Genomic DNA, 20,962 nt, shown 5'->3' with positions numbered 1-20,962 from the left:
GTGGTGTTACTGACCGGCTGCTTGAACCGAATGAGGCCCCCGCCTGCGCGGGGCCGCAGTTCAGCTCACTGAAATGCGGCAACGACTTCGGTGCGGACACGGTCCACCAGTCCCGGCTCGGCCATCAACCGCCCCTGCTCCTCCTCCAGAATCGCCAGGAAGGCGTCGCGCTTGAAGGCTGCGATCACTTCGCCTGGTAGCGGGTTCTCCACCGTGGAGCAGATCAGGTCGATCACGCGCTCGGCGCCGTGGAGGCGGCCCCACAGATAGTCGTTCTCGCGGTAGGCGCGGCTGAAGAACGCGCCAAAGTTGAAGAATTCGACCCCGCGCAGACACGCGAACGTGCCGCCCTTGCGGATGGACGTGGCATCATCTGGTGAAATGCGATCGACCTTTACCGGATCGAACTCGCCCATCCCCTCACCCTGCAGCAGGGGCAGAGTGGCGGTGTCGTAGAACGGAAAGCCCAGATAGGCGTGGAGGAAGCGGCGGCGCAGCGACTTGTCCATCTTTTCAAGTGCGGCCACGAGCATGGAATCGACCTGCAGGTCCAGCCCGACGAGATCGCGCCGCGTGGCGATTGCGTTGAGAACCGCGCCGGGATCGACCGTGGCCAAGGCAGCTGTTTCGGCAAAGCCCGGGCCGAGACCCTCGAAAGTCTCTCGACCCTGGTAGAGCGCCTGGGCACGGTAGACAGCATCTCGCGCGGCCTCGCGGTCGGTAATGCTGACGTTCTCACCTTCCTCCCAATCGTGCGTCAGGCGGCGGGCGAGCAGCTTGAGGCGGCGGATACGAAAAGAAAGATCGTGGGTGCGGAAGAAGACAATGGCCTTGTCGGTTGCGCCCCCCCGCAAGGCCGACAGGCGGTCGAGCCCCGTACTGGCAAGGTGATCCCACAAGGCCGCCTCGACCTTGTCAAGCGAGGCTGCAGCTGGCGCGGCTTCGTGGATCAGCGCCGCAAGATCGGTGACGATTCCGGCCAGCTTGGTTTGCGCATAGCCGTGGAAGGCATATCCCGCACGCTCGGCAGCAGCTTGCTGGGCCTTGTTGCGCCATGCGGTGAGCCGTCGCTGGTTGGGGTGATCGAAAAACAGGGTTCGGCCGAATAGCCCTTCAACGGTCTCCTCGATCTCGGGGCGAAGGGCATCGACGATGGTTCTAAGGCGTTGCCGTTGTCGTGATTGCCGCTCGAGCGATTCCAGGTTGTCGCGGATCGGCTGTTCGCGCGGGATCGAGGATAGCGAGCCGAAGATGGCCGAAAAGAAGCCGATCGTGCGCCCGCCCTTCGGCGCGATGCGCATGTGATCGGGACTGGGGTCGACATAGACGAAGCGTCGATCGACCTCACGACGCGCGGGTCTGTCACGAAGGACGCCGATGGCTTGCGCGAAGGGACGATTGACGAGCACCGCGCCATCGACGAGCGCCACGCTGCCAAGGTCGCCACGCTTCCAATGGCTGGGCATGATGCGCTGGAGAAACTGCGAGCGTCCCGGCCAAGTGGCGCCACGTTCGGCGACGAGCTGATCGATCTCATCGATGACTAGGGGCGGAAATGCACCAGGGAAACTGGCTGTCGATCGGGCGGCAAGCACCAGTTCGGGGCATGGTGCGAGGTCCCGATTGCCATGCCTGCTGGTCGATCGACGGAAACCTATCGAGAGGCGGTGCTCGCTCTCGACCACCGTTTCGGGGCTGTTTAGGCGCAGTTCTTCGAGATGGCCGTTGAAGTCGGTCGCCGTTACCAGCAGGTCCATGGGATGGCCTTCGGGCAAAAGCGGATCGCCCATCGGCGTGGCTGCCATGGCGTCGAGCGCATCGGCGATCATTCGGGAAAAGCCGATGCCACTGAAAGGCGGAGCGAACCAGCGCGCACGGATCAGGCGTGAGACCTTGCGGCGCACTTCGGAGCGCGTTTCGGGCGCGACAGTACTGCTGACGACATTTCCCGGCCGCTTCAGCACGAACCAGACAAGAGGTTGCGCCCAGAACTTGGCGAACCGGCTCCACGGCTTTGCGTCGGGATCGAGCAGGACGTCGATATCGGCGCGTTCAAGCCACATTGCCGTGAGAGGCTCCAGGCTTTGCCCCGTGGCAATGGCCTGCGCGAGAAACACGCCGTTTATCCCGCCGGCACTGGCCCCGGAGACGATATCGGGCAGAAGACGCAGCCGCAGATCACGGGTCAGGGCAATCTCTTCGAACAATCTCAGGTAAACCGCCTCGACACCACCGGGGCTCGGTTCATGCGGGCAGTGGAATGCCCGGCTTGCGCGCGTGGCGTGCCAGAGTTCCTTCGTTACTCCATGCATGTACACGGCAAGGCTGATGCCGCCGTAGCAGATGAGGGCGAGACGCAGTTCCTTCTGCCGCATTGAGGCACATTGGCACGCCAGCGCGTCGCGAACCAGAGGCTTTGGCGAGAAGGCGCGGATGTGGATGAAAGGAACGTCATGTTTGCCTGCGCGTTGGACGGAAAAGCTTCATCAGAAGGGACGAAACCATGGTCGAGCAACGTACGGTAGAAGTGCGTGAACCTGACGGGACCGCACACACGCATACGACAGTCTATGACGAACGCCCGCGCAGCGGCGGCAGTGGCTGGCTGGTTGCCATTATCCTTTTGATCGCGCTGGTCGTGGGTGGCTATTTCATCATGCAGATGGCGGACAGTCGCGCGAGCCGCGACACTGCGATCGAGCGTGCCGCCGATAACGTAGGGAGCGCGGCCAAGGACATTGGAGACGCGGCGAAGGACGTTGCCGACGGCAAATAGATCCGCTCGGATCAGCCAAGAATGTAAACTCCGCCGACAGATTGTTTTTGTGGGCGGAGTTTTCTCTATATATTTCAGATAGATGTGAACTCCGGATTATGAGCTTGCCGGTGTCAGAGTAACCGACGCTTTACCCTTTGCGGTGTAAGACCGCCCCACTGGGCCATTCCGTGCCCGAGTGGGGTGACGAGTGCCGGGCAAATGATCCGCCTGTTCAAGCATTACATACCGCATTCCGTCCTGCTGCTGGGCTTGCTGGACTTTGTCCTGTTGATCGGCGCCGGCGAACTGGGGTGGCAACTTCGCGCGCACCAGATCGGCATCGACCCGGGCATGGTGCCCATGCGGTTGACGCCATTGCTGCTGTTTGCGGTGCTGGTGCAGACCGCGATGATCGCAGTCGGTGTCTATGGCTCGGACGCGCTGCGTTCGATGCGCTACGCTACGGCCCGCCTGCTGGTGGCGGTGAGCCTCGGGATCATAGCCCTTTCCGTCGTCTACTTCATGCTGCCGGGGCGCACGCTGTGGCGATCGAACCTGTTCTACGCAATGTTCATCGCCATGGCCTTCCTGGTCCTGATCCGTCTGCTGCTGGGAGGACTTCTCGGGACATCGGCATTCCGTCGGCGCGTGCTGGTGCTGGGCGCCGGAGCGCGAGCGGATCGCCTGCGCAAGCTGGGCGAGCGGCCCGAGGCAGGCTTCGCCATTGTCGGGTACATCGGCATGAGCAGTGCCGCACCGGTTGTCGAGGAAGCGATACACCGCGACGCGATCAACAACCTCACGCGCTATGTGGAGAATCTGGGTGTAAGCGAAGTCGTGCTGGCGCTGGAAGAGCGCCGAAATGCGCTGCCGCTGAAGGATCTGCTGCGGATCAAGACCACGGGGGTGCACGTCAACGATTTCTCGACGTTCATGGAACGCGAGACGGGCAGGGTCGATCTCGACACGGTCAACCCCAGCTGGCTGATCTTCTCGGACGGGTTTTCGTCGGGCCGCGCGCTGTCGAGTGCGGCAAAGCGTATCTTCGATATCACGGCGAGCTTGCTGCTGCTGGTCTTGACCCTGCCGGTGATCGTGCTGTTTGCGTTGTTGGTGAAGATCGACAGCAAGGGGCCGGCGTTCTTCCGCCAACGCCGCGTCGGCCTCTATGGCGAGCCGTTCGATGTGATCAAACTGCGCTCGATGCGTACCGATGCCGAGGTGAACGGCGCGCAGTTTGCGCAGGAGAACGACCCCCGCGTGACCCGGATCGGCCGCTTCATTCGCAAGGTCCGTATCGATGAACTGCCACAGACATGGTCGGTATTGAAAGGCGAGATGAGCTTTGTCGGCCCCCGTCCCGAGAGGCCCGAGTTCGTATCGGATCTTGAGGAAAAGCTGCCGTATTACGCCGAGCGACATATGGTGAAGCCCGGCATCACGGGCTGGGCGCAGATCAATTATCCCTATGGTGCATCGATCGAGGATTCGCGGCACAAGCTCGAGTACGACCTTTACTACGCCAAGAACTACACCCCTTTCCTGGACCTGCTGATCCTTCTTCAGACTCTGCGCGTCGTGCTCTGGCACGAGGGCGCTAGGTAAGGAGGCGCCGTGATGCAGACCCCCTTGTCATGGCAGGGCTTCGGGCAATGGGCATTTCTCATTGCCGCGTTCTGCTTCCTGATGCTGACAGGCTGGCGCTGGGAGCGCCGGCGTAACGCGCAGGAGGGGTCTGCCCGGGCCGAGCTTGGTGCCTTTATCGTGAGTGGTGCCTGGGCGCTTGTGGTCGCAGGGACCGGATATGCGACGCTGGTCGCGCAGGTATTCGAAAGCTTCCGCACTTTCGCCTGGCTCAGCCTCGCGTTCGTACTGTTTTCCCGCGATGGGCGCCATACGAGCGTGGCGCCGATCAGGCCGGTCATGGCGGCGCTGATCTTCGTCGAAACACTGCAGTTCATCCTGCTCATGCTGAACGTGCGTTATGGCGGCAACGCTGCGGCGCAGGCAATGATCTTCCAGATCTCGATGCTGTTCCGGCTGCTGGTTGCAACGGGCGCGCTGGTGCTGGTGCATAACCTCTATGCCGGGGCCATGGCGCAACAGCGCGTGGCGCTGCGCTGGAGCTGCATCGCGATGGCAACGGTTTGGGGATACGACCTCAACCTTTACACGATTGCTTATCTCGCGCGGACCTTGCCGGTCGAACTCGAAGCCATGCGCGGCGTGGCGCAGATCGGCGTCGCCCTGTTGCTTGCCATTGGTGCGGTGCGAGGACGGTCGGCGCTGCGCTTCTCACCGTCGCGCGCGGTGGCGTTCCAGTCGCTCTCGCTGCTGGTGATCGGCGCCTACATGATCCTGATGGTTGGCGCAGCCCAATCGCTGACCTGGCTCGGCGGCGACGCCGGGCAGCTTGCGCAGCTGGGCTTCGTGTTCGTGACCAGCGTGCTCGTGCTGGCCATTCTGCCCTCGGGGCGCCTGCGTGGCTGGATGAAGGTCATGCTCGCCAAGCACTTCTTCCAGCACCGCTACGACTATCGCTCGGAGTGGCTGCGCTTCACCCGAACGATCGGCCGCGGTGGCACGCATGCGCCGTCATTGCATGAGCGCGTGGTCCAGGCGGTCGCCGACATCACCGACAGTTCAGCGGGCCTGCTTCTGTGCCAGGGCGAGAATGGCGAGATGGTGCTTTCCGCGCGCTGGCAATGGCCGACTGCCGACGTTCCTGCCGAGGCGCTGTCGATCGACCGGGTCGCCTTTTTCGAGAAACGTGGGTTCATTGTCGACCTCGACGAACTGCGTGCCGGCGTGAACCATCAGGGCGAGGATGCTGCCGTGCCCCAGTGGCTGGTGGAAGAGCATTCCGCCTGGGCTCTGGTGCCGCTGCTTCACTTTGATCGTCTCGTCGGTCTGGTGGTGCTCGGGCGCCCGCAAGTGGCGCGAAAGCTTGATTGGGAGGATTTCGACCTGCTGCGCGTCGTCGGCATGCAGCTGGCCAGCTACCTCGCCGAGCATGCGGGCCAGTCGGCACTGCTCGAGGCGAGCAGGTTTGAGGAATTCAACCGTCGCATGGCGTTTGTCATGCATGACATCAAGAACCTTGCCAGCCAGTTGAGCCTGCTATCGCGCAATGCCGAGAAGCACGCCGAAAATCCGACATTCCGGGCGGACATGCTGATTACGCTGCGCAATTCCGCTGACAAGCTCAACGCTCTCCTGGCCAGGCTTTCGCGCTATGGTGGCAATGCTGCAGAGCGCGTCGAAGACATCGATGCGAGCGAAGTGATCCGCGCAGTGGCCAATCGCTACAATGCGCCGGGGCAGTTGCAGGTCCACGTCACGCATGATGCGCCGTGCCGTGTCCTGGCCAACCGTGAAGTTCTCGAGCAGGTGGTCCTGCATCTGGTGCAGAACGCGATCGACGCCAGCGCCGAGGGCATGGCAGTTTTCCTGCAATGCAACGTCGACGGGCTCTACGGCACGATAGAAGTCATCGACACCGGTTGCGGAATGAGCGCTGAATTCATCCGCAATCGGCTGTTCCGGCCATTCGTATCGACCAAGCAAGGCGGGTTCGGCATCGGAGCCTACGAAGCGCGCGAGATGGTGCGGGCAATGCGCGGCAAGCTTGAGGTTGAAAGCCGCGAAGGGCTGGGCAGCCGCTTTACGGTGCGCCTGCCGCTGGCGGCAGCGCAAGGGTTGATCAGTTCGATAGAGGGGGAAAGCACCCCCCATGGGAAAAAGGTGGCATGATGGGTGACGCAAAGTCCGGACAGCGGCCGGTGCTGCTGATCGTCGAGGACGATCCGGGTCTGCAGGCTCAGCTCAAATGGGCCTACGAGGACTTCGAGGTCGTCATCGCGGGCGACCGGGCAACGGCGTTGACGCTGCTTAGGTCGGAAGAGCCCGCTGTCGTGACCCTCGATCTCGGCCTTCCGCCCGATCCGGATGGAACGACCGAGGGGTTTGCCGTGCTCGACGACATCATGGCGCTACGTCCCCAGACCAAGGTGATTGTCGCCAGCGGGCACGGTGCGCGGGAATCGGCCCTGAAGGCAATCGAGAAGGGCGCCTACGATTTCTACCAGAAGCCAGTGGACATCGACGCGCTGGGCCTGATCGTGCGGCGCGCGCTGCATTTGTCCCAGATCGAAGCGGAAAACCGTGTCCTGGCGACGCGGGCCTCGTCGGACAACAAGGTGCTTGGCCGCATGATCACGGCTGCACCGGAGATGATCAAGGTGGCGCGTACGATCGAGCGCGTGGCCAACACCAATGTCTCGGTCATGCTGCTGGGAGCCAGCGGTACCGGCAAGGAGCTTCTGGCGCGCGGACTGCACGATTGTTCGGGCCGGGCACAGGGCGCATTCGTCGCGATCAATTGCGCGGCCATCCCCGAAAACCTGCTGGAAAGCGAACTGTTCGGGCATGAAAAGGGTGCGTTCACCGGCGCGGTAAAGACGACCGAGGGCAAGATCGAACTGGCGAGCGGCGGCACGCTGTTCCTCGACGAGGTCGGCGACATCCCGCTGCAGTTGCAGGTGAAGCTGCTTCGCTTCCTGCAGGAGCGAACCATCGAGCGGATCGGTGGGCGACGGTCGATCGAGGTCGACACGCGCATCGTCTGCGCAACGCACCAGAACCTCGAGGCAATGATAGCTGACGGCCGCTTCCGCGAGGACCTTTACTATCGCCTGGCCGAGATCGTCGTGCGCATTCCGGGGCTGGCCGAGCGTCCGGGCGATGCGACGCTTCTCGCCAAGTCATTCCTGCTGCGCTTTGCAAAGGAGATGAATCCTTCGGTCAAGGGCTTCGCGCCCGATGCGCTGGCCGCCATCGACGGGTGGAACTGGCCGGGCAACGTGCGCGAGCTTGAGAACCGGGTGAAGCGCGCTGTCATCATGGCCGACGGTAAGTTGGTCTCTGCAGCCGACCTCGATCTGCCGACCGGCGAGTCGCAGGAAGCCTCGCCTCTCAATCTCAAGACTGCGCGTGAAGTGACCGATCGCAAGGTCATTCGCCATGCCCTTGCGCGAAGCGAGGGCAACATCTCCAGCACGGCGCGCCTTCTGGGGATCAGCAGGCCCACGCTTTATGACCTGCTCAAGCAATACGATCTCCATAACTAGGTTCACCGCAGCCGCGCTGATTGCACTGGTCCTTGGCGGACCGGTGCGGGGCGACGTGCCAGCGGACCTGCTCGCCAAGGCGCGCGATGCCATCGCGAAGCGCGACGGCATCGCAGCCGAGGCGCCGTTGCGGGCGGCGATGCGGCAGGGAGCGTCGGCCGACGACGTGCGGGCGGAACTCGGCGAGGCACTGCTCCTGCAAGGGGACCGGCGCGAGGCGCGCAAGGTGCTTTACGGCGGTGACTTCCGGGCCGAAAGCGCTGCGCATGGCTGGCAACTGCGCGGACGCATCGAGCTAATGGACGGCCGGCTGGCAGCGGCCGGGCAGGCGCTGGACCAGTCCTATCGCCTCTCGCCGGACAATGCTTCGTTGTGGGTCGACATTGCACGGCTGCGTTTCAGCGGCGGCGAGCAGGCCCAGGCGATCGAGGCGGCAGAGCGTGCGGTAGAGTTGGCGCCCCAAGACCCACGCGCGCTTGAATTGCGGGGGTTGCTGATACGCGAACAGTTTGGCCTGCAGGCTGCATTACCCTGGTTCGAGGCAGGGCTTCGCGCTGCGCCCAATGACGTGGGGCTGCTGGGCGAATATGCTGCAACGCTTGGCGACATGGGGCAATACCGAGCCATGCTGGTCGTCTGCCGCAAGCTGGCCAAGGTCGATCCCGGCAACGTCCGCGCGCTCTATCTTCAGGCGGTCCTGGCGGCTAGGGCAGGGCAGACCGATCTGGCCCGCAAGATCCTGCTGCAGACTGGCACTGCCTTGCGCGACATGCCTGCGGCTATGCTGCTCAACGGCATTCTCGAATATCGCGCCGGCAACGCCAACCTTGCCGTCGGCCATTTCGACCGGCTGCTGCGCGTGCAGCCCGATAACCTGCAGGCGCGAATGCTGTTGGTGCGGGCTCTGGAACGACAGGGCCTTCATCAGCAGGCGAGCGAGATTGCGTCTGCCTGGGCGAAGCAGGACTTTGCCACGCCTTATCTGCTGGTGCTCGCCGGCGATGCCGAGGCGGGTCTTGGGAACAAGCTCGCCGGCGCGTCCTACCGGGAACGATCGAAAGCAACTGGCCAACGCACTGCGACGGTTATTTCCGCAGATCAGCCATTGCCTGTGCTCGCGTTGGCGTATGGCGATGCGCCAAACTTTGCGGCGAACGCCGTGCCCTACATCCGCGGACTGATCGCGAGCGGCAATGCTGGTCAGGCTGTGTCGGTTGCGGACCGTCTCCGGCTTGCCAATCCCGGCGCAGCTGAGGCGTGGCTGCTGGCAGGCGATGCCCGGCTCATGGCTGGGGATCAAGCCGGGGCGCTTGACCAGTACGGTCGGGCAGCGGTCATTCGCTTCAACCTGCCGACACTGCAGAGAATAGACTACGCCTTGCGTGCCATTGGTAAGCCCGTGGAAGCAAACGGCGTTCTCGCCCGCTACTTGCGGCAGAACCCTGGCAGTCCGCAGGCCCTGAAGCTGTTGTCTGCGGGACGCGCTGCATTGGGTGACAATTCCGGGCAGGACGCGATCGAGGGCATCCTGCAGCAGCGAGCATTGCGCAATCCGTCATGAACTCTGTCCTCGACAGAGGAGCGCCATGACCTTAATCCGAATTCAATCGAACGATTAAATGCGGAGACGGATCATGGCAGGCGCGCTCGAAGGGCTGACGGTACTCGAATTCGCAGGGATCGGTCCCGGACCGTTTGCCTGCATGATGCTGGCGGACCATGGTGCGCGCGTCATCCGCATCGACCGACCCGCAAAGGGCGACCGTGTTGGGGACAGCGGCAACCGCGATATCCTGAACCGCAATCGCGAACGGATCGAGCTTGACCTCAAGGACCCCGTCGCGATCGCCCGGATCCGCGAAATGGCGAAGGACGCCGATGCCATAGTCGAAGGCTATCGCCCCGGCGTGATGGAGCGGCTTGGCTTGGGACCGGATGTGTTGCTCACCGACAATCCCAGGCTGGTCTACGGGCGCATGACCGGGTGGGGGCAGGACGGGCCGATGGCTCCGCTTGCCGGGCATGACATCAATTATATCGCGCTGGCCGGCGCACTTCACAGCTTCGGTCAGGCGGGCGGAAAGCCGCAGTTCCCCGTCAACCTTGTCGGAGACTTCGGCGGGGGTGGCATGCTGATGGCGTTCGGTGTGATGGCCGCCGTGTTCTCGGCGCAGCGCACTGGCAAGGGGCAAGTGGTGGATTGCGCCATGGTGGATGGCGCGGCGATCCTTTCGGCCATGACCTACACATTCCTCGGGCTTGGCCGCTGGAAAGACGAGCGCGGCGTCAACCTGCTGGATGGCGGCGCGCACTTTTATGACACCTATGAAACGAGCGACGGCAAGTGGATCTCGATCGGTTCGATCGAGCCACAGTTCTATGCCCTGCTGCTGGAAAAGACCGGCCTGAAGGACGATCCCGCTTTTGCCCCGCAGATGGACCCGCGCGTCTGGCCGGACCTGAAGGCGCGACTTGCCGCGTTGTTCCTGACCAAGACGCGAGACGAATGGTGCGCGATCATGGATGGCACCGACATCTGCTTCGCTCCGGTTCTCAGCTTGCGCGAGGCTCCAAAGCATCCCCACAACACCGCGCGCGAGACGTTCGTCGAAGACGAGGGGATGGTCATGCCTGCGCCGGCGCCGCGTTTCCTCGGTACGCCCGCGCCCAAGCCCTCACTGGCCGGGCGGGGCTGAGAGGTCAGTCTGCCCGGATGGCGGCGTCGATCTCGCTGTCCGGGTACTTGCGCTTGTGGCGGACCGACCACCACAGCGACAGTCCGATAAGGGCTGCGCCGATCAGGCCGGTGATCGTTTCGGGAATATGGAACTTCGCGGACAGCAGCATGATCGCTCCGAGCGCGATGATCGCCCAGAACGCGCCATGCTCGAGGTAGCGGTATTCCGAGAGGGTGCCCTTCTTTACCAGCATGATCGTCATCGAACGGACGAACATTGCGCCGATCGACAGGCCGAGCGCGATGATGACCATGTTGTTGGACAGGGCGAATGCGCCGATCACGCCGTCGAAACTGAATGATGCGTCAAGCACGTTGAGGTAGAGGAAACCGCCAAGGCCCGAGCGCACCACCACGCCTGCGGCCTTTTGTGCCTCGTCGCGCATCTCGAGGATGGTGCCCAGCGCCTCGACGGCGATGAAAGTCACCAGGCCAAGCACGCCCGAGACGATGAATGTCAGGGCTTCGGCTTCAGGCAGCATCAGGGAGATGCCATAAATTCCGAGCAGCAGCAGCGCGATCTCGGCAGCCTTGACGTTGGAGACGACGGCGAGCTTTTCCTCGACCCAGCGGATCCAGTGCACTTCCTTTTCGCCATCGAAGAAGAAGCTCAGGCCAACCATTGCAAGGAACGCGCCGCCAAAACCGGCAATGCCGACGTGCGCGCTGCTGACGATCTCTTCATAGCGCTTGGGATCGTTCAGGGAGAGGTTCAATGCCTCTACCGGCCCCAATCCCGCTGCAATCGCCACGATGGCCAGCGGAAATACGATGCGCATGCCGAACACGGCGATGATCATGCCCCAGGTCAGGAAGCGCTTCTGCCAGATTTCGTCCATTTCCTCGAGCACGGCCGCGTTGACCACTGCGTTGTCGAACGACAGCGAGATTTCGAGGATGGAAAGGACGAACACGATCCATAGCAGGGACATGGTGCCACTGGCGGTGCCGGTCTGCATCCAGCCATAGGCGACGGCCAATGCCAGGCAGACCAGCGTGAAAAGGATCGAACCCTTGTAGAAGCGGAGCAAGCGGAATTCCCTTGTTGGCGTGTCGCGGCGCGTTACTTCGGCTGATAGGTCTGTTCAATACCGGGGAACGCGCGAGAGCGCACTTCGGCAGCATAGCGGGCTGCTGCGCCGGAGATGGTCTCGGCGATATTCTCGTAGATCTTCACGAAGCGCGGCACCCGCTCGAACATGCCGAGCATGTCCTCGGTCACCAGCACCTGTCCGTCACACTGCGCCGATGCGCCGATGCCGATGGTGGGGCAGGGCACGGCCTGCGTGATGGCGATGGCGATGGGTTCGACCACACCCTCGATCACGATGGCAAAGGCGCCGGCTTCGGCCAGCGCCTGCGCATCGCCGACGATCTTGGCGGCTTCGGCTTCGCTGCGACCACGCGCGTTGTAGCCGCCGAGCACGTTGACCGCCTGCGGGGTCAGGCCAACGTGACCCATCACCGGGATGCCGCGTCTGGTCAGGAAGGCGACGGTTTCGGCCATGGCTTCCCCGCCCTCGAGCTTGACCGCGGCACAACCGGTCTCCTTGAGGAGCCTTGAGGCGCTTTCGAATGCCTGCTGCGGCGAGGCTTCGTAGGAACCGAACGGCATGTCGACCACGACAGCGGCATGGTAGGATCCGCGCACCACCGCTGCGCCGTGGGCGGCCATCATGTCGAGCGTGACCGGCACCGAGGAGGGCAAGCCATAGATCACCTGGCCCAGCGAATCCCCCACCAGCAGCAGGTCGCAATGAGCGTCGAGCAGCTGCGCCTGCCGCGCGGTATAGGCGGTGAGCATGACGACCGGTTCCTTCGTCACGCCATCCTTCTTGCGCTGGCGGATCGCCGGGATCGTCAGCCGTTTCATCGGTGCGGGCGTAGGGTTCGCGCGGCTGGTGGCGGTGTCGAGCTGGAAGGTCGTGGACATCGTTGCGCATCCTCTGAAGCGGGCAGATGCTTCTACTTGCTTGTCGAAAACCCGCAAGGTGGCCCGATGTGTGGCACATCTTTGATGCAAGTCTGGGGAAAAATGGCTTGCGCGAAAGGACGTTCCCGCTAGCGTTGCGCGCCATAACCTGGTTTCCGGCGCAACCGTTTTGGTTTCAGGTGCCGGACCAAGGCGGGAGAATTTCATGTTCGGTCGCGTCAAACCGCTCGACGCCATTCTAGCAACTGCTGAAAAGAAATCGTTGCATCGCTCGCTGGGCCCGGTCCAGCTCACCCTGCTCGGCGTGGGCGCCATCATCGGCACCGGTATCTTTGTGCTGACGGCGGAAGCCGCGCAGAAGGCCGGTCCCGGCATGATCTGGAGCTTCATCATCGCCGGCTTCGTCTGCGCGGTGGCGGCACTTTGCTATTCTGAGCTTGCCTCCATGGTGCCGGTTTCGGGTTCGGCCTATACCTACACCTATGCCGTGATGGGCGAACTGCTGGCCTGGATGGTTGGTTGGGCGTTGATCCTCGAATACGCGGTGGCGGCATCTGCCGTCTGCGTCGGCTGGTCAGGCTATTTCGTCGGACTTTTGCGAGATTACATAGGATTGGAGATTCCGGCGACGCTGGCCAACGGCCCGTTCGCAGGTGGCGTGGTCAACCTGCCGGCGCTGGTGATCGGCCTGCTCGTCACCTGGTTGCTGATGATCGGAACGTCCGAAAGTGCCAAGGTCAACGCGGTGCTTGTTGCGATCAAGGTCGGCGCACTGACGCTGTTCGTCTTCGCCACGTTCAAGTACCTGAACAACGGCCCCAACTTCACGCCATTTACCCCTAATGGCTGGGGTATCATCGGCGTTGGCGGCGCGGCTGCCTCGATCTTCTTTGCCTATGTCGGCTTCGATGCGGTGTCGACTGCGGCCGAGGAAACCAAGAACCCGCAGCGCAACGTGCCGATCGGCCTGATCGGCAGCCTTGCGATCTGCACCGTGTTCTACATCCTCGTGGCTGGTGGCGCGATCGGTGCAATCGGTGCGCAGCCCGTCACCGGTCCTGCCGGTGAAGTGCTGGCTCCCGGCTCCAAGGCTCTCGCTGACCAGTGCGCCTCGCTGGCCGCGCTGGGCCGTGAGCCGTTGGCCTGCTCCAAGGAGGCTCTGGCGCACGTCCTCAAGGAAATCGGCTGGACCAAGCTGGGTGGCGTGATCGGCCTGGCGGCCGGTCTTGCTCTGCCGTCGGTCATCCTGATGATGCTGTTCGGCCAGACCCGCATCTTCTTCGTGATGGCACGCGATGGCTTGCTGCCTGAAAAGCTCGCCACGATTCACCCCAAGTGGAAGACGCCGCACATCGTCACGGGAATTACCGGCGTGTTCGTCGCGGCTGCTGCGGCGTTCCTGCCGGTGGGCAAGCTTGCCGACATCTCGAATTCGGGCACGCTGTTCGCGTTCTTCATGGTCGCCATCGCGGTGCTGGTGCTGCGCCGGACCGAGCCCAACCGTCACCGTCCGTTCCGCACCCCGCTGATCTGGGTGACGGCACCGCTCGCCATCGTCGGCACTTTTGCACTCTACCTGCTGCTGCCGTTCGACGCGAAGATGGTGCTGCCGGTCTGGGGTGCGCTCGGCCTGCTGATCTACTTCGGCTATAGCCGTGGCCGCAGCCATGTCGGTCGTGGCCTGGTGGAAGTGCACGAGAAGGATGCCGACGCACCACCGCAGCCGGTGCCCCCGATCAACTGATCCGCCGCAACGGCAAGAACAAGGGCCGCTCCTTCCGGGGCGGCCCTTTTCGTTTTGTCGATGGAGCGACTTAGAGTTGGGTGTCGGTGTAGCCGCCCTTGACGTCGTTGGTGACGTCCATGCCCAGCGCCATCTTTGCGGTTCCGATCAGGCCCATTTCGCCAGCCCAGATCGATGCATCTCCCAGGTTCATGCGCATGAACAGCAGGTTGGGCGAATCCGGCCCGCCGGGAAACCAGGCCTCGACGAAGTTGTTCCAGTGCTTCTCCAGTACGGCGCGATCGGTTTCCTCTACCAGCATGCCGTGGAAGCGGGCGAACACGTCGTGTCCCTTTGAAGAGAACGTGGCGGTGGCGCCGCCCATCTTGGCGAAGCGATTGTCACGGCTCGTGAAGAACCAGATCGCACTGTTGGCGTCCTTGTCGAGCTGCGCGGTCATGGGCGCGGCCGAATCCGGATCGTTGTCGAGCTGGAGCATGACGTATGGCGACGACGACATCGCCTTCCAGAATTTTTCGCGCAGCTCTTCGGGATTGCCCTGATCGTACTTCATCGCTGGAATGTCCTTTGCTTGTCGGCAGTTGCCTGATGAACGGGACGAGGCGGGTGAGGTTCCCCCCAGGTTTTTCCCCAAGGCTGTGCACAAAAGGGAAAGGATGCATGGATTGCGCGTTCCTCAAAATAGAACATAATAAGAGCAAAGGAACGAATCGCATGATCGAACACGCCCCTATCCGCGATCCTGTCGCCTTGGCCCCCGGTCTTGTGCGCGGTATCGGCGCGTCCGACCGGACGCATCGTTGGACACCGGGGTTGGCCCTCGATTGCCCCCATGTCGAACTGTTCGCGCGGGCCCGCGATGCCTGCGGGGCAGGAATGGCGCTGGCACTGGCCCGCGATGCCTTGCGCCAGCAGCGCGCCGCAGAGCTGCACGATCGCCGCCCCTTCCTGTGGGTGCAGGACAAGGCGGCGCTGCGTCTTTCCGGCAGGCCTTACCTGCCCGGTCTGGCGGCCGACTTGCGCCATCGCCTTGTCCACGTTGCCGCCGCCACGCCCGAAGATGCCCTCTTCGCGCTGGAAGAGGGCTTGCGCTGCCACGATATGGCTTTCGTGATTGGCGAGATTGCAGGCAATCCTCGCGCCCTCGATTTCACCGCGTCGCGCCGCCTCAGCCTCGCGGCGGAAAAGCATGGCGTGCCGTTATGGCTGGTCCGGCTCGATGCCAGGCGCGATCTCGGCGCAGCGCGAATGCGCTGGGAGATTGCGCCCGCGCCTTCGCCACGCCCGCGCTGGAATGCCCATGCGCCGGGCATCGCCACATGGCGGGCCGATCTGTTTCGTGCCCACACCTTCCACCCCGGACAATGGATCTTGTGCGATGACGACGCTCTCCTCGTCGCCGAACCCTTCACGCCGGATCATGGCGATCTGGTGCACGAATCTGGCGATCGATCGCTGGCGACTGGTTGAGGGGCTGGCTCACGGAGAAGGGCTCGACGCCACCCCGCTCGCTCTCATCGAAGATACCGCCCACGGCCCGCGCATTGCTGCCGCCAACGCTGCTGCCCATGCCGCGGGGGCTGTGCCGTCAATGCGCCTCACCGATGCGCGTACGCTCTGTCCCGCGCTCGCCGTGCGCCCCGCTGATGCTGCGGGCGACCTCGCCTTTCTTGAAAACCTTGCCCTGTGGGCGCAACGCTGGGGGCCATGGAGCGCGCTTGATCCCCCCGATGGCCTGCTCGTCGACACCAGCGGCGTGGCTCACCTGTTCGGCGGCGAGCAAGCCCTGATCGCTGACACGTTGGCCCTGCTGAACAAGCGTGGTTTGACGGCCCGTGCTGCGCTCGCCCCCACTGCAGGCGCGGCTTGGGCGCTTGCGAGGCACGGACCTGTGGCTGCAATCCAGCCCCCAGAGGCAGACCCACGCACATTCCTTGCCGATCTGCCTGTAGCCGCCTTGCGTCTTGATGCCGATGTGATCCTGCTGCTGCGCCGGCTCGGCCTCAAGCGATTGGGTCAGATCGAAGGCCTGACGCGTGAGAACCTCGCCCGTCGCTTCCGCAACCACCGATCGGCTGCAGCGAACCCGCTGTTGCGGCTTGATCAGATCTTCGGTTTGCGGCCCGAACCGCTGCTGCCTGTCGTGGGCGTGCCCGCCCCGATGGTTCAGCGCCGTCTGATGGAACCGATCCGCCACCGCACTCTGCTCGATCGCGTGGTCGAGGACCTCGCTGCCGACTTGGCGCGCTTGCTCGAAGGACTGGGGCAGGGCGCACGTCGCCTCGAGCTCGGAATGTGGAAGGTCGATGGCGAGGTCATGGTGCGGCGGCTCGAGATGGCCGCCGCCTTGCGCGATCCGGCCCATATCTGCCGCCTGTTTGCCGCGCGGCTCGATGATCTCGATGCCGGATTCGGGATAGAACTCGTGCGCCTGCGCGTGCCATGGGCCGAACCCCTGAATCTGTCCCAGGCCGATCTCGATGCCGCGGCTGAGCGCCATGGTACCAGCCTTGCCGCCTGTATCGATCGCCTGACCGTACGGCTCGGGCCAGAAGCGGTGCGCCGCCCGGTCGTTCATGGCAGCCATGTGCCTGAACGCGCCCAGCGCTGGCAGCCTCCACTGGCAGATATGTCATCTTCACAGGAAGAATTGCGTTTTCATCACAGGCCACTGAAAATATTGGATAAACCGGAATCAGTTTCGGTTATTTATGAAACTCCGGACGGTCTACCCCGCCAGTTCCAATGGCGCGGCCAGCTGCACAAGGTCGTCCGCGCCGAGGGGCCTGAACGCATTGCCCCCGAATGGTGGCGCGAACGCTCTACCGTGCGCTTGCGCGATTACTACCGGATCGAGGACGAAGCCGGCCGCCGTTACTGGATCTATCGCCACGGCGTGATCGGCGATGGCCGCGGCGGAGCCCCCGAATGGTTCATCCAGGGGCTCTTTGCCTGAAGTATCAGATCGATGGTGCCACGATGGTCTGTGCCGTCAGCGTATCGATCACTTCCTGCGGCATGGTCTCTGCCGGACGACCGGAAACAAAATCGAGCAGGTCCTTGGTCAGACGCTCGGTCTGCGTTGCAAAGACGCCATGCGGCTCGCCGTCGTACTCGATCAGCGTCGCGTGTGGTACGGCCCTGGCCACGGCGCGTCCGGTTGCCTCGATCGGTACAGTGGCGTCCGAAGTCCCGTGGATCACCAGCGTCGGCACGCTGAACGAGGGCAGGTCACCCCGGAAATCGGTGGTGGCAAAAGCCTTCGCCGAAAGCAGCGTGGGCCTCAGGCCTGCCTGCATGGCGGTCGCCCAGGACAGCTTCAGCGTCTCGTCGCTGACCGGCTTGCTCAGCATGCCCACGCCATAGAAATCGCGGAAGAAGCCGGTGAAGAATTTCGCACGGTCCTCCAGCATGCCTTCGGTCATCTCATCGAACGTCGATTGCGGCACGCCCTCGGGATTGTCGTCGGTCTGGAGCATGTAGGGCACGACCGATGACACCAGCGCCACGCGCGAAACGCCCTGCCCGCCATAGCGCGACATGTAGCGCGCGATCTCGCCACCGCCCATCGAGAATCCGACCAGAGCCGCGCCGTTATTGGCATTCATTGCCGCCATGACGTCAGCCAGATCGTCGGCAAAGGTATCGTAGTCATAGCCATCCGAAGGCTGGTCCGACCGTCCGAACCCGCGCCGGTCATAGGCAATCGCACGGAAGCCTTCATCGGCCAGTGCGTTGCTCACCGGGTCCCAGCTGTCGCCAGAGAGTGGCCAGCCATGGATCAGCACCACCGGCGGCCCATCGCCCCACGACTTGGCATAAAGGCGGGTCCCATCCCGGGTCTCGATCATCGGCATCAAACTGTCTCCTCAGGCCCCGCCCGTGTGGTGCCTGAACGGCTCGTCCCGTTTCGCGTTCCGGTTCCCGTCTGCCCACAGGTACGGGCTGGCACTGGAGGCTGAAAGAACATATAAAGAACGAATGTCGCAGCTTACCGTTCTCGAACGCCTCGAAATCCTGGCCGATGCCGCAAAGTACGATGCCTCCTGCGCCTCGTCGGGCACCACCAAGCGCAACAGCAAGGGCGGAAAAGGCATCGGGTCGACCGAGGGCATGGGCATCTGCCACGCCTATGCGCCCGATGGTCGCTGCATCTCGCTGCTCAAGATCCTGCTGACAAATCACTGCGTGTTCGATTGCCATTACTGCGTGAACCGCAAGAGTTCGAACACCCGCCGCGCGCGCTTTACCCCGCAGGAGGTGGTGGACCTGACCCTGTCGTTCTACCGCCGCAACTATATCGAAGGCCTGTTTCTCTCCTCCGGCATCGTCAAAAGCTCCAGCCACACCATGGAGCAGTTGATAGAAGTCGCCCGTATCCTTCGCGAAGAACACGATTTTCGGGGTTATATCCACCTCAAGACGATTCCCGAAGCCGATCTCGAGCTGGTCGCCCAGGCCGGGCTCTATGCAGATCGCGTCTCGATCAACGTCGAGTTGCCAACGGTAGCCGGCCTGACCCGCCTCGCGCCCGACAAGTCCGCACCGCAGATCGAAGGGGCCATGGGGTCGCTGAAGGAAGCGATTGTCGAGGCCAAGGACGCCCGCAAGCGCTTCCGCCATGCGCCGAAATTCGCCCCCGCCGGCCAGTCCACCCAGATGATCGTCGGTGCCGATGCCGCGACCGATGCCGATATCGTCGGCCGCGCCAGCACGCTTTATGATCGCTTCCGCCTGCGCCGCGTCTATTACTCAGCCTTCAGCCCGATCCCCGACGCCAGCGCAGTCCTGCCGCTGAAGCGTCCGCCCTTGATGCGCGAACATCGGCTCTATCAGTCCGACTGGCTAATGCGCTTCTACGGCTTTGCCCCGCACGAGGTGCAGCAGGCCGCCGGCAACGATGGCATGCTTCCGCTCGACATCGACCCCAAGCTCGCCTGGGCCTTGCGCTTTCGCGGAGATTTCCCGGTCGACGTCAACCGTGCCCCTCGCGAGAAGCTGCTGCGCGTGCCGGGCTTGGGCGTGAAAGCCGTCAACGCGCTCGTCGCCGCGCGCCGCCAACGCCGCCTGCGCCTCGCCGATGTCGGCAAGCTTACCGTCTCCATTGCCAAAGTGCGTCCGTTCATCGTCACCGAGGATTGGCGACCGGTCATGCTGACCGACCGGGCAGATCTGCACAGCCTTCTGGTACCCGCGACCAAGCCTGCCCAGATGGAACTCTTCGCATGAAGCCGTTCCGCGACATGCGCCTGGCCGAAGCGTTCCGCATCCAGCTTGCCGCGCCCGATGATTTCGAAGGCTGGCGTGATGCTGCCCGTCGCATGGTCCGCGCCGATGTGCCGCCAGACCGGATCACTTGGGAATCGCCGGCCGATCCGGGAGCGGACCTGTTCGCCCAAGGGGACCGTCGCCTGCCGTCGCCCCCTGCCGATGCCCCGCAACCGCGCGTTTCACGAGACTTCCTGCAGCTTGCCCAAAGCGTGATCCTTCATTCTGATTCCACGCGTTTTTCCCTGCTCTATCGCGTGCTATGGCGCCTGCAGTCCCGCCCGCGCCTTATGGAAGACAAGGCCGATCCTGACGTTCGCTCGATGGAGGATCTGGCGCGGCAGGTCCGGCGGGACATTCACAAGATGCGCGCTTTCGTCCGCTTTCGCAGCGTGGAGAACGAAGAAGGCGAGCACTACGTCGCCTGGTTCGAGCCCGAGCATCATATCCTGCGCGCCAACGCCGGGTTCTTCGTGCGCCGCTTCACTACCATGCGCTGGTCGATCCTCACCCCGCGCGGGACCCTGCACTGGGATGGCGAGGCGCTGCAGGAAGGCCCGCCGGCTACCCGGGCCGATGCTCCCTCTGGCGATCCGGTCGAGGCCCTGTGGCGGAAGTATTATGCGTCGATCTTCAATCCTGCGCGTTTGAAGGTCGGGGCCATGCTCAAGGAAATGCCCCGCAAGTACTGGAAGAACATGCCGGAGGCGGCGCTCATCCCCGAGCTGATCGCCGGGGCGCAGGCACGCGAGGCACAGATGGTGAAGGCGGGCGAACAGGACTTCGGCGAACGGCCGCAAAGCCTTGGCGCGATTGGCGAAGCGATCCTCGGCTGCCGCCGCTGCGAGATCGGCTGCAACGGCACCCGGGCAGTCATGGGCGAAGGGCCCTCATCCGCCGCACTCATGATCGTGGGCGAGCAGCCGGGCGATACCGAAGAGGAGCAGGGCCGTCCGTTCATCGGTCCGGCCGGCCGCCTGCTGCGTTCGCATCTCGAAGAAGCAGGCATTTCGGACGAACGCACTTACGTCACCAACGCGGTCAAACACTTCAAGTTTGTCCCCCGCGGCAAACGCCGCCTCCACCAGAATCCCACCGCCAAGGAAATCGACATCTGCCGCTGGTGGCTTGATGGCGAGCGCGCGCTGGTCCAGCCCCGGCTCATTCTCGCCTTGGGCGCAAGCGCGGCACGCAGCCTTCTCGGCAAAACAGTCAGCGTGCAAAAAGTGCGAGGCGAACCTCAGGCGCTCGCAGATGGCAGCGAGCTGTGGATCACCACGCACCCCAGCTATCTGCTGCGTCTGCACGATCACGGTCGTGCCGAGGAAGAGGCAAAGTTTGCCAAAGACTTGCGCAAGGTAGCGCAGAGGCTTTCGGAACTATCGGCATAAAT

Annotated in this window: 16 protein-coding genes; 11 read left to right on the top strand and 5 right to left on the bottom strand. The window is 63.4% G+C overall.

Annotation, left to right across the window (positions count from 1 at the left end; translation table 11 throughout):
* Window positions 1-65: 65 nt before the first annotated feature.
* Entirely contained in the window at window positions 66-2,375 is a 2,310-nt protein-coding gene (locus tag AX703_RS12500; protein WP_062344451.1) for a patatin-like protein, read from the bottom strand.
* A 128-nt stretch (window positions 2,376-2,503) separates the two neighbouring features.
* Between AX703_RS12500 and AX703_RS12495 the strand changes: the two genes are divergently transcribed.
* The 6 genes from AX703_RS12495 to AX703_RS12470 all read left to right on the top strand — a co-directional run bounded on the left by AX703_RS12495 (window position 2,504) and on the right by AX703_RS12470 (window position 10,583).
* A complete protein-coding gene (locus AX703_RS12495; RefSeq protein WP_062344448.1) occupies window positions 2,504-2,776 on the top strand; it encodes a hypothetical protein in 273 nt (90 codons plus the stop codon).
* A gap of 201 nt (window positions 2,777-2,977) precedes the next feature.
* A complete protein-coding gene (locus tag AX703_RS12490) occupies window positions 2,978-4,363 on the top strand; it encodes a TIGR03013 family XrtA/PEP-CTERM system glycosyltransferase (RefSeq protein ID WP_039331082.1) in 1,386 nt (461 codons plus the stop codon).
* A 12-nt stretch (window positions 4,364-4,375) separates the two neighbouring features.
* Complete coding sequence (gene prsK, locus AX703_RS12485; RefSeq protein ID WP_062344446.1) at window positions 4,376-6,511, top strand: XrtA/PEP-CTERM system histidine kinase PrsK; 2,136 nt, start codon at window positions 4,376-4,378, stop codon at window positions 6,509-6,511.
* Entirely contained in the window at window positions 6,511-7,887 is a 1,377-nt protein-coding gene (gene prsR / locus AX703_RS12480) for a PEP-CTERM-box response regulator transcription factor (RefSeq protein WP_062344444.1), read from the top strand. The genes prsK and prsR overlap by 1 nt, the downstream gene beginning before the upstream one ends.
* Window positions 7,853-9,448, top strand: a complete 1,596-nt coding sequence (locus tag AX703_RS12475) for a tetratricopeptide repeat protein (protein WP_062344442.1) — start codon at window positions 7,853-7,855, stop codon at window positions 9,446-9,448. The genes prsR and AX703_RS12475 overlap by 35 nt, the downstream gene beginning before the upstream one ends.
* A 73-nt stretch (window positions 9,449-9,521) precedes the next feature.
* Window positions 9,522-10,583 (top strand): CaiB/BaiF CoA-transferase family protein, encoded by a 1,062-nt coding sequence (locus AX703_RS12470; RefSeq protein ID WP_062344441.1) that lies wholly within the window; start codon window positions 9,522-9,524, stop codon window positions 10,581-10,583.
* 4 nt (window positions 10,584-10,587) lie between these two features.
* On the opposite strand, the gene AX703_RS12465 is transcribed toward AX703_RS12470, so the two are convergent.
* A complete protein-coding gene (locus AX703_RS12465) occupies window positions 10,588-11,655 on the bottom strand; it encodes a DUF475 domain-containing protein (protein WP_062344439.1) in 1,068 nt (355 codons plus the stop codon).
* Window positions 11,656-11,687: 32 nt separating this feature from the next.
* Window positions 11,688-12,557: a 3-methyl-2-oxobutanoate hydroxymethyltransferase gene (gene panB / locus AX703_RS12460; RefSeq protein WP_039331074.1), complete on the bottom strand. Its 870-nt coding sequence runs from the start codon at window positions 12,555-12,557 to the stop codon at window positions 11,688-11,690.
* Between the two features lie 205 nt (window positions 12,558-12,762).
* On the opposite strand from panB, the gene AX703_RS12455 reads away from it, so the two are divergent.
* Window positions 12,763-14,301 carry an amino acid permease gene (locus AX703_RS12455; protein ID WP_062344437.1) on the top strand — a complete coding sequence of 513 codons (1,539 nt, stop codon included), beginning with the start codon at window positions 12,763-12,765 and terminating at the stop codon, window positions 14,299-14,301.
* Between the two features lie 70 nt (window positions 14,302-14,371).
* Here AX703_RS12455 and AX703_RS12450 read toward each other — a convergent pair whose 3' ends face one another.
* Window positions 14,372-14,854 carry a pyridoxamine 5'-phosphate oxidase family protein gene (locus AX703_RS12450; protein WP_039331070.1) on the bottom strand — a complete coding sequence of 161 codons (483 nt, stop codon included), beginning with the start codon at window positions 14,852-14,854 and terminating at the stop codon, window positions 14,372-14,374.
* Window positions 14,855-15,015: 161 nt separating this feature from the next.
* Here AX703_RS12450 and AX703_RS26645 point away from each other — a divergent pair, with 161 nt between their 5' ends.
* Together AX703_RS26645 and AX703_RS12440 are read left to right on the top strand one after the other, a co-directional pair.
* Window positions 15,016-15,771: a hypothetical protein gene (locus tag AX703_RS26645; protein ID WP_082734561.1), complete on the top strand. Its 756-nt coding sequence runs from the start codon at window positions 15,016-15,018 to the stop codon at window positions 15,769-15,771.
* Window positions 15,680-17,257 (top strand): DUF6504 family protein, encoded by a 1,578-nt coding sequence (locus AX703_RS12440; protein ID WP_062344435.1) that lies wholly within the window; start codon window positions 15,680-15,682, stop codon window positions 17,255-17,257. Before AX703_RS26645 ends, AX703_RS12440 begins: the two co-directional genes overlap by 92 nt.
* A 4-nt stretch (window positions 17,258-17,261) precedes the next feature.
* Here AX703_RS12440 and AX703_RS12435 read toward each other — a convergent pair whose 3' ends face one another.
* Window positions 17,262-18,158, bottom strand: coding sequence for an alpha/beta fold hydrolase (locus tag AX703_RS12435; protein WP_062344433.1), 897 nt, complete (start codon window positions 18,156-18,158; stop codon window positions 17,262-17,264).
* A 124-nt stretch (window positions 18,159-18,282) separates the two neighbouring features.
* Here AX703_RS12435 and AX703_RS12430 point away from each other — a divergent pair, with 124 nt between their 5' ends.
* The gene (locus AX703_RS12430) at window positions 18,283-19,530 is read left to right on the top strand and encodes a putative DNA modification/repair radical SAM protein (protein WP_062344431.1); all 1,248 of its coding nucleotides are present in this window, start codon (window positions 18,283-18,285) and stop codon (window positions 19,528-19,530) included.
* Window positions 19,527-20,960: a UdgX family uracil-DNA binding protein gene (locus AX703_RS12425; protein WP_197423704.1), complete on the top strand. Its 1,434-nt coding sequence runs from the start codon at window positions 19,527-19,529 to the stop codon at window positions 20,958-20,960. The genes AX703_RS12430 and AX703_RS12425 overlap by 4 nt, the downstream gene beginning before the upstream one ends.
* The last annotated feature ends 2 nt before the right edge of the window (window positions 20,961-20,962 follow it).

Source organism: Novosphingobium sp. CCH12-A3 (assembly GCF_001556015.1).
Lineage (GTDB): Bacteria > Pseudomonadota > Alphaproteobacteria > Sphingomonadales > Sphingomonadaceae > Novosphingobium > Novosphingobium subterraneum.
Note: the sequence above shows the minus strand (reverse complement) of the source record. Positions and strands in the feature narration are given on the sequence as shown.

Coding starts and splice junctions, on each gene's coding strand:
- AX703_RS12500 (WP_062344451.1), bottom strand. CDS start 2,375: ATGCGGCAGAAGGAACTGCGTCTCGCCCTCATCTGCTACGGCGGCATC.
- AX703_RS12495 (WP_062344448.1), top strand. CDS start 2,504: ATGGTCGAGCAACGTACGGTAGAAGTGCGTGAACCTGACGGGACCGCA.
- AX703_RS12490 (WP_039331082.1), top strand. CDS start 2,978: ATGATCCGCCTGTTCAAGCATTACATACCGCATTCCGTCCTGCTGCTG.
- prsK (WP_062344446.1), top strand. CDS start 4,376: ATGCAGACCCCCTTGTCATGGCAGGGCTTCGGGCAATGGGCATTTCTC.
- prsR (WP_062344444.1), top strand. CDS start 6,511: ATGGGTGACGCAAAGTCCGGACAGCGGCCGGTGCTGCTGATCGTCGAG.
- AX703_RS12475 (WP_062344442.1), top strand. CDS start 7,853: ATGACCTGCTCAAGCAATACGATCTCCATAACTAGGTTCACCGCAGCC.
- AX703_RS12470 (WP_062344441.1), top strand. CDS start 9,522: ATGGCAGGCGCGCTCGAAGGGCTGACGGTACTCGAATTCGCAGGGATC.
- panB (WP_039331074.1), bottom strand. CDS start 12,557: ATGTCCACGACCTTCCAGCTCGACACCGCCACCAGCCGCGCGAACCCT.
- AX703_RS12455 (WP_062344437.1), top strand. CDS start 12,763: ATGTTCGGTCGCGTCAAACCGCTCGACGCCATTCTAGCAACTGCTGAA.
- AX703_RS12450 (WP_039331070.1), bottom strand. CDS start 14,854: ATGAAGTACGATCAGGGCAATCCCGAAGAGCTGCGCGAAAAATTCTGG.
- AX703_RS26645 (WP_082734561.1), top strand. CDS start 15,016: ATGATCGAACACGCCCCTATCCGCGATCCTGTCGCCTTGGCCCCCGGT.
- AX703_RS12440 (WP_062344435.1), top strand. CDS start 15,680: ATGACGACGCTCTCCTCGTCGCCGAACCCTTCACGCCGGATCATGGCG.
- AX703_RS12435 (WP_062344433.1), bottom strand. CDS start 18,158: ATGCCGATGATCGAGACCCGGGATGGGACCCGCCTTTATGCCAAGTCG.
- AX703_RS12430 (WP_062344431.1), top strand. CDS start 18,283: ATGTCGCAGCTTACCGTTCTCGAACGCCTCGAAATCCTGGCCGATGCC.
- AX703_RS12425 (WP_197423704.1), top strand. CDS start 19,527: ATGAAGCCGTTCCGCGACATGCGCCTGGCCGAAGCGTTCCGCATCCAG.